Origin of the sequence: Enterococcus sp. 12F9_DIV0723 (genome assembly GCF_002174375.1) — a bacterium.
GTDB lineage: Bacteria > Bacillota > Bacilli > Lactobacillales > Enterococcaceae > Enterococcus_A > Enterococcus_A gilvus.
The window spans coordinates 1,268,689-1,276,767 of record NZ_NIBK01000001.1 but is presented as its reverse complement, the minus strand read 5'-3'; the positions used below and the strand labels follow the sequence as shown (position 1 = coordinate 1,276,767).

Sequence of the window (8,079 nt, the reverse complement as noted above, 5' to 3'; positions counted from 1 at the left end):
ATGCAACATTATAAACATGTCTTAATTATTCATAAACGATCGCCTTATGGTTGTTGTGGCGAGTGATTATTTGTTTGCAGGGTTCCTTGCTCAGAAGGAGCCGGCTGCCCATTTGGTTGATTTGTCTGATCGCTATGTTGTTCCTCAGCGGGTGTTTGCTGTTGGTTATTCTGTTCTTGCTGAGGTACTACCTGCTGTTGCTGTTGCTGTTGTTGATTATTTTGAGCCCCTTGTGGCTGAAATTGCTGCTGATTTGCTTCTTCTTCCACTCGCGACAACTCTTCAAAGGTCAGCACTCCATCATTATTTAAATCAGAAGGAGAGGGTGATTCTTTGATGACACGTTCCCCGTTAGGCAGCACGCGTAAAACAGTCACTTGTTCCCCCCATGGTGTAGTTAAGACTTGACCGACGCTAGAAGTATCCATCGTTTGAGAAGCTTCGGTGGCTATTGTTGAAGCCGAAGTAGAATCATTTAAACTGAGCTGCCTTTTCGGAACAACAGCTTCATCTGTTGACCCATAGAAATATAAACCTACCATACCAACTATTAAAACTAAAGGAACAGATATTACTAATATTATAAAATTGCGTCGTTTTCTTTTTTTATCTTCTTGCTCAAGTAATACATCTGCCTCTATAAAAGCCTGTCGCCATTTGGGATCGTTTTGTCTTTGCTCCAGAAATTCGTAAGAATGCCACGAATAATTAAATATATCTTCCGAAAACAAAAAAACCGTTGCAACATTAACGTTGCAACGGTTTAAGCAGTCTAAATATTATTTAACTGCATCTTTTAGCGCTTTACCTGGTTTAAATGCAGGTACTTTGCTTGCTGGAATTTCGATTTCTTCACCAGTTTGTGGGTTACGTCCTTTGCGGGCCGCACGTTCACGTACTTCAAAGTTACCGAAGCCGATCAACTGAACTTTTTCACCTTCAGCTAATGCGTCTTGGATAGATGAAAATACAGCATCGACAGCAGCGGTAGCGTCTTTCTTAGTTAAGTCAGTAGCTGCTGCAACCTTTTCGATCAATTCTGCTTTGTTTGCCATGAATGAATTCACCTCCTGAGAAATGAGTAGTGATGAGTAAACATCAACTGATAACTGAGTGGTCCAGCTATCAGCAAAGAAATATTGATTCGGTCAATATTCTGTTATAACGATAGCATAAGAACCTTATGTTAGCAAGGTTTTTAGCGATTAATGGCATAAAATTCATGGTTGTTTTATCATTCAGTGAAATCTGTTGTCACCAAAATAAAAGTATGATAAAATACCTTATTTTCGTCTCCGAGCAATTATTTTTATCGGTGTTCCTTCAAATTCAAATGCTTTTCGAATTTGATTTTCTAGGAATCGCGCATAAGAGAAATGCATCAATTCTTCCTCATTTACGAAGACTACAAATGTTGGAGGTTTAACTGCCACTTGCGTTGCATAAAAAATCTTCAACCGTTTTCCTTTATCCGTTGGTGTTGGATTAATAGCTACTGCATCCATAATAATATCATTTAAGACAGATGAAGGAATCCGAAGATTTTGGTTCATGCTGACTTCTTCAATAATCGTTGGAATCTTGTTTAACCGTTGTTTGGTTGTTGCAGAAACAAACACAATTGGTGCGTAATCCAAATAGGCAAACTCTTCACGTATCTCCTGTTGAAATTCCTTCATTGTATTCGTATCTTTCTTAACTAGGTCCCATTTATTTACGACTATGATGACACCACGACCTGCTTCATGAGCATACCCGGCAATTCGTTTGTCTTGCTCCCGTATCCCCTCTTCGCCGTTTAGAACGACTAGAACGACGTCTGAGCGATCAATAGCTCGCATCGCCCGCATAACAGAATATTTTTCTGTGTTTTCGTAGACTTTCCCACGTTTTCGCATTCCAGCCGTATCGATCATTGTAAATTCTTGCCCATTTTCACTGACAAACTTCGTATCAATGGCATCCCGCGTTGTTCCTTCAATATCAGAAACAATAACTCGGTCTTCTCCTAAAATAGCATTGATCAACGAAGATTTCCCTACATTAGGGCGGCCAATCAAACTGAACTTAATTGATTGATCTTCTTCTTCTTCATTATCAGCAGGAAAATGCTTAACCGCTTCGTCCAATACATCACCTAAGCCAAGTCCATGACTTCCTGATACAGGGTATGGTTCACCCAATCCTAATGAGTAAAATTCATAAATATCATTTCGCATCTCAGGGTTGTCAACTTTATTTACCATCAGGATCACTGGCTTGTTGCTACGGTAAAGGATCTTGGCAACTGCTTCATCCGCATCTGTGACCCCTTCTTTACCACTTGCCACAAGCAAAATCACATCTGCCTCTTCAATGGCAATCTGCGCTTGCTGTTTGATTTGTTCCATGAAAGGCTCATCGCCAATATCGATTCCGCCAGTATCAATGATTGAGAACTCATGATCCAACCATTCACCCTTTGCGTAAATTCGATCACGGGTAACACCCGGAGTATCTTCGACGATCGAAATTCGCTCACCGGCAATCCGATTAAACAATGTTGATTTACCAACATTAGGGCGACCAACTATTGCAATTGTAGGATTTGACATAACTTAAACTCCTCGTTCCTATTAATATATTTACTTTTCTAAAGAGAAAGAATAAATTTGACTTTCTTGACCTTTCCATCACTGGATAATAAGGTCCTCTAAGATTTCAGCTATCTTAAGTGAATCAGAGACAATCAGGATAACGGATTCTTTTCAAATTCTCTTTAGTTTAACTAAGAAAACTCCTTCTTGCAAGAGAAGGAGTCGTTTTCATACATGAAATTAATAAAAAAAGCAGACCATAAAGCGGGTCTGCTCGTAAATTCTACTCTTGTTCTTCTGAATCTTCCTCTTTCAATGCATCACCAAGAATATCACCCATGGTAAAGCCAGTATTTTCTTCTGGCAACTCGTAAGATTCTTCCTCTACGGGTTCCGCTTTAGCTTCTTCAGGTTTTTCTTCTAGTGCTTTGATTGATAAAGCAACACGATGGTCTTCAGGATGTACTTCTAAAACCTTCACTTGTACTTGGTCACCTTCATGTAATACTTCATGAGGTGTTGCAATGTGCTTATGAGAAATTTGAGAAATGTGAACCAAACCTTCTACACCTGGGAATATTTCAACGAATGCACCAAAACTAGTGAGACGCTTCACTGTTCCTTCAAGAACAGAACCGGGTGCTGCTTTTTCTTCAATATCTGTCCAAGGTCCAGGTAAGTTCGCTTTAATAGACAATGAAATACGTTCTTTTTCTGGATCAACAGAAAGTACTTGAACTTCCACTTCGTCGCCAACACTTAAAACGTCCGATGGTTTTGCTACGTGACTGTGAGAAATTTCAGAGACATGGACTAAGCCGTCAATGCCACCTAGGTCAATAAACGCACCAAAATCTGTCAAACGTGCCACTTGCCCTTTGATTACTTGACCTTCATACAGGTCAGCCAAGATTTCTTTTTTCTTCTCAGCTTTTTCAGCTTCAACCACTGCTTTATGAGATAGAATCAAACGATTCTCAGAAGGTTCGATTTCAATAATTTTGAATTTCAATGTTTTCCCAGTATAAGCTGAAAAATCATCAACAAAATGATCATCAATCATTGATGCTGGTACAAAACCACGTACACCTACATCAACTACTAGTCCACCCTTAACGCTGCTAGTTACTGGTGCTTCGATGATTTTTCCATCTTGGAATTCCTTCTCAATATCTTCCCAAACCTTTTTCGCATCTAAGCGGCGTTTAGAAAGTAAGTAACTACCATTTTCTTTGTCTTTTCCGATAGAAGAGATAACGACTAAATCAAGAATATCGCCAACCTTGACTTCTTCATTGATATCTTCAACAGGTAATGTTGAAAGTTCTTTTGCAGGAACTACACCTTCTACTCCTGCACCTTCAATACCAACGATAACTTGTTTATCTTCTAAGGCGAGCACCTCACCTTTAACAATATCGCCAACTTGAACTTCATGCACACTTTCCATTGCTGCTTCCATGGAAACATTTTCGTTTTCCATCGAATTTTGTTCTAAATCTGTCATGTCGTTTGTCCTCCTAACCAACAATTCTGCGTAAAATACACTACATGTTCTATTTTAGAATAATCCACATGAAAAATAAAGCGATTTCTTCTTTTTTTCAAAAAAATTGAAAGAAATTCGCTTTATTTATCGAAATTTGCTAAATTTTAGAAACCTTTCGAGGATACAATGTCCTTAATCTTCGCAACTACCTGTTCAATAGACATCCCCGTAGTGTCGACCAATTCTGCGTCCGTCGCTTGGACAAGCGGTGACACCTCTCGATGTGAATCTAAATAATCACGTTTCGCGATTGCTTCTCTGATTGACTCAAAATCTATTTTTATACCCTTTTCTTGATTTTCCTTGTACCGTCGTTGTGCGCGCTCATCGACACTTGCTACTAGAAAAATTTTGACTTCTGCTTTCGGCAACACGACGGTTCCAATGTCGCGACCATCCATGACAATCCCGCCAGATTTAGCTAGTTGACGTTGTGCTTCAACCAATTCTTCACGCACTTTGCTGTGGGCGGAGACTTCCGAGACAGCAGCCGTCACATCAGGCTGACGAATCGTCTGTGTAATCTCTTCATTGTCCGCAAACACTAACTGTCCATGAGAAGATTGTTTGAAAGTGATTGGATAGTGTGTTGTCAAGTCTGCTAGAGATTCTTCATCCGAAAACGAGACTCCGTGTTTAATCGCTAAAAAAGTTATGGCACGATACATTGCACCAGTATCTACATAAATAAAGCCAAATTCACTCGCTAAAATTTTGGCAACAGTACTTTTACCAGATGACGCGGGACCATCAATTGCAATTGAAATCTTTTCCATGTTCTGCCTCTTTTCAATAAATAAGCCGCAATCGAAATCGATTACGGCAAGGTATTCAAATTATTTGATGCGTACTTCTTGTCCAGGATTAAAATAGAAATTATCCATGTTCATACCATTTAAACGTAAAAACTCATCCACACTTAGCCCGTAACGACCAGCGATTTGGCGTGGACCTTCACCTGCTTGTACAGTACCGTATTGCGCATTGGCATCGCTTTGAGCATTGTCTTGATTTTGCTGTTGCTGATTATTTTGTTGTTGTTGATCTTGCTGTTGTTGCTGCTGTGCAGCTTGCTGTTCTTGTTGACGTTGTGCTGCCGCTTGTTGATCAGCTTGTTGTTGTGCTTGTTGATCTGCAGCTTGTTGGTTTTGTTGATTACTTTCTGATGCCGTTGAAGATGTACTTTCTTCTGTGCTGCTCTCTTCTGTGCTTGATTTTTCTGTTGAAGATACTTTGGAAACCTGCGTAGTACTCTCAGGAGAGGCTGCTGGTTTGTCGTTTCCACGAGTAATCCAGAAAAAGGCACCAGCCGGAATCAAAATAAGGGCTAACAATAACGCGACTAGAATCGTTAAGAATTTCGTATTTCCGCCACCTTTATTACTTCCACCACCACGACGTGATTGGCTGCGTGAATAATTTTCTTCTTCACTATCAGATTCGTAAATATGTTGATCCCACGGTTCATTGTTCTTGTCGTTATAGCGATCTTTTCTACTCAATTTCTCTAACCTCCTAAATGCTATCGCCATGTATTATACCATAGCTCTTGAAAATGTGGTGCCAATTTTCAATCTTTCTCTGTATTTTTAAAAATTTTTTGAATAATTTTTTGCCAAGATATTTGACCCATACTTGCTGTTTCTTGTACGCTGTATTTTTGCAATACAGCGCCATCGTTGTCGCAACAAATTGGATTTTTTTCTGTTAAGCTTTCGTCAAAATAAGAAACTAAAAATTCCCGCCGGCATTTTGTAGTTGCAATATAATCAAGCATTTTTTGCAGTTGCTTCTTTTTTGTAACTCCACGTTGGTTTAATAAATCCATTAAATGAGAACTATCATTAGGAAAAAACTGTTCCCACTTTTTAATGAGCGGGTCTTCAAACATCAGATCACTCATTTTTTGTTTAATTTCAAACAATTTTTTTGATTGATTTGTTTGCTCTTGTAGAAAGTGATGAATAAATTCATCTCCTTCTTCATACAATAAAATTGCTTGGCTCAACTGTCCGTCTCTGCCAGCTCGGCCCACTTCTTGCAAATAATTCTCTGGTGAATCTGGCAAATCATAATGAATGACAAATCGAATATTCTCTTTATTGATTCCCATACCAAAAGCATTCGTGGCAACTAATATTCTTAACTCCCCGGATAAAAATTGTTGTTGAAGCATTCTTCGTTCTTGCCCACTGAGACCACCATGATAATAAGCAATTTTTTGCCGATCTTTAAAAGAATGATAGAGTTCTTCTACTTTTTTTCGAGTCGCACAATAAATGATTCCTGATCCCTCTAAAGAAATCATAAGTTCTCTCAGTTTTTCAACTTTATTTTCTTGATAAACAAAAAAGCTGATATTAGGACGATCCACAGAAAAAACAACTTCTCTCGCCTTTTCTTTTTCGAACAATAAACGTTGAATATCTTTTCTTACCTCGTTTGTAGCGGTTGCTGTCAATGCTAGAATTAATGGACTTCCAACGAACTGAATCCCGTCTGCCAATTTTAAATACTCAGGCCGAAAATCAATTCCCCACTGAGAAATGCAGTGTGCCTCATCCACTACGATCATTGCCAACTTGACCCTCTTTAATACATTTTGTACATTCGAACTTAAAAACATTTCCGGACTCATAAAAATAAACTTGTAATGATGTGCTTCGTTAAGTATCCATTGTTTTTCCCACGATGAAAGTAGACTGTTTAGTGCCACAGCACGCTTTTCTCCTAGTCCTTGCAGTTGTATTACTTGATCCTCCATCAAAGAAATTAGCGGGGAAATGACAACGACTGTTCCTTCTAATAAATAACCTGGTAATTGATAGCACAATGACTTTCCAGTTCCAGTGGGAAGCATTCCAAGAACAGAATGGCCTTCTAAGATAGTTTCAATTATTTCTTGTTGACCAGGTCGAAACTGGTCATAGTTAAATTTTTCCTTTAATACTTTTTTCAGTTCCATCCATGTTCCCTCAGATAATAGATTTGTGATAATCGAAAATTCAGGTATGATACCTCATACTCTTGGTAATGACTATTGATAACTTGCCCCTCATGTAAGCCATCAAAATCGAGTTGCTCGAATTTTTCAAAAGGAAACGCCTTATCTAATAATGCCCACTCAATGAAATGATCGTTGATAGTTCCTTGTTTTAAATGGCGCAAAGACAAAATCTCTGACACCGTTTTTCCAGCCAAGAAATAGTCTTTCGTTTTTAACATACTCTGATTCATATTTTGTTGATCTAGCACATATAACAACCTCGAAAGTTCCCCCTCTTCTATCTGTTCAAGAAAAAGATCTATTGCACGCTGTTGGTAAAGATCAACCCAGGGATACTCCTGAAAGGTGTCAGGTAAAAGTTGAAAAACCGTTTTCCCTTGAAATCCATGTCCCGAAAATTGATTTGCTAAAAAATCAGCCTCTTTTGAGGGTATTTTATTTAAGATCATGGTCAACTCATCTTTAAACGCACTTAATAAATAAGGATTAGACTGTGCCAACCATTTCTTTACTTGCTGTAAATAGTATGGACGATTTTCAATCGGCAGATACTCCTTCTCATTAAAGGAAAGATAACTAGTCACCTGAATCGCAAATAAGATCAACTGCCAGCAATCTTCTCGCATGCGGCCAAAGCGCATATTGTTCAGACCCGTCATTTCCAAAGGTGTCTCTAATAAACGCGCTTTCCCAAGTGGCGTTAATTCGCCGAATTCATCATCTATAGTGATCAAATGATTCAATTTTAATTGATTTAGTGCTTCTTGAAAACTCTTTTCCTTCAAAGTAGGCAATGCACCTAAATAAGCTAAATTTTGATAGAAGAAACCATGGATCAAAACAGAGCTTGTCCTTTTTCCCACCAATAAATGATACAAGGTGGATGTTCTTAACTTGTAGCCTGTATGAAATAACGTTAAAATAAACAAAGTCATAATAAATACTCT

8 protein-coding genes are annotated in these 8,079 nt (G+C 38.5%); all 8 read right to left on the bottom strand.

Features of this window, described 5'->3' with window-relative positions:
• Window positions 1–44: 44 nt before the first annotated feature.
• Window positions 45–542, bottom strand: a complete 498-nt coding sequence (locus tag A5868_RS06190) for a hypothetical protein (RefSeq protein ID WP_254911044.1) — start codon at window positions 540–542, stop codon at window positions 45–47.
• Between the two features lie 237 nt (window positions 543–779).
• Window positions 780–1,055, bottom strand: coding sequence for an HU family DNA-binding protein (locus A5868_RS06185; RefSeq protein ID WP_010780960.1), 276 nt, complete (start codon window positions 1,053–1,055; stop codon window positions 780–782).
• A 228-nt stretch (window positions 1,056–1,283) separates the two neighbouring features.
• On the bottom strand, window positions 1,284–2,594 hold the full coding sequence (gene der, locus A5868_RS06180; protein WP_086304321.1) for a ribosome biogenesis GTPase Der: 1,311 nt from the start codon (window positions 2,592–2,594) through the stop codon (window positions 1,284–1,286).
• A gap of 265 nt (window positions 2,595–2,859) precedes the next feature.
• Window positions 2,860–4,083, bottom strand: coding sequence for a 30S ribosomal protein S1 (gene rpsA, locus A5868_RS06175; RefSeq protein ID WP_086304323.1), 1,224 nt, complete (start codon window positions 4,081–4,083; stop codon window positions 2,860–2,862).
• 146 nt (window positions 4,084–4,229) lie between these two features.
• Window positions 4,230–4,901, bottom strand: a complete 672-nt coding sequence (gene cmk / locus A5868_RS06170; protein WP_086304325.1) for a (d)CMP kinase — start codon at window positions 4,899–4,901, stop codon at window positions 4,230–4,232.
• 60 nt (window positions 4,902–4,961) lie between these two features.
• Window positions 4,962–5,627: a LysM peptidoglycan-binding domain-containing protein gene (locus A5868_RS06165; RefSeq protein WP_010780964.1), complete on the bottom strand. Its 666-nt coding sequence runs from the start codon at window positions 5,625–5,627 to the stop codon at window positions 4,962–4,964.
• Window positions 5,628–5,695: 68 nt separating this feature from the next.
• Window positions 5,696–7,090, bottom strand: a complete 1,395-nt coding sequence (locus A5868_RS06160; RefSeq protein ID WP_086304327.1) for a RecQ family ATP-dependent DNA helicase — start codon at window positions 7,088–7,090, stop codon at window positions 5,696–5,698.
• Entirely contained in the window at window positions 7,081–8,067 is a 987-nt protein-coding gene (locus A5868_RS06155; protein ID WP_086304329.1) for a helix-turn-helix domain-containing protein, read from the bottom strand. The genes A5868_RS06160 and A5868_RS06155 overlap by 10 nt, the downstream gene beginning before the upstream one ends.
• Window positions 8,068–8,079: the final 12 nt, after the last annotated feature.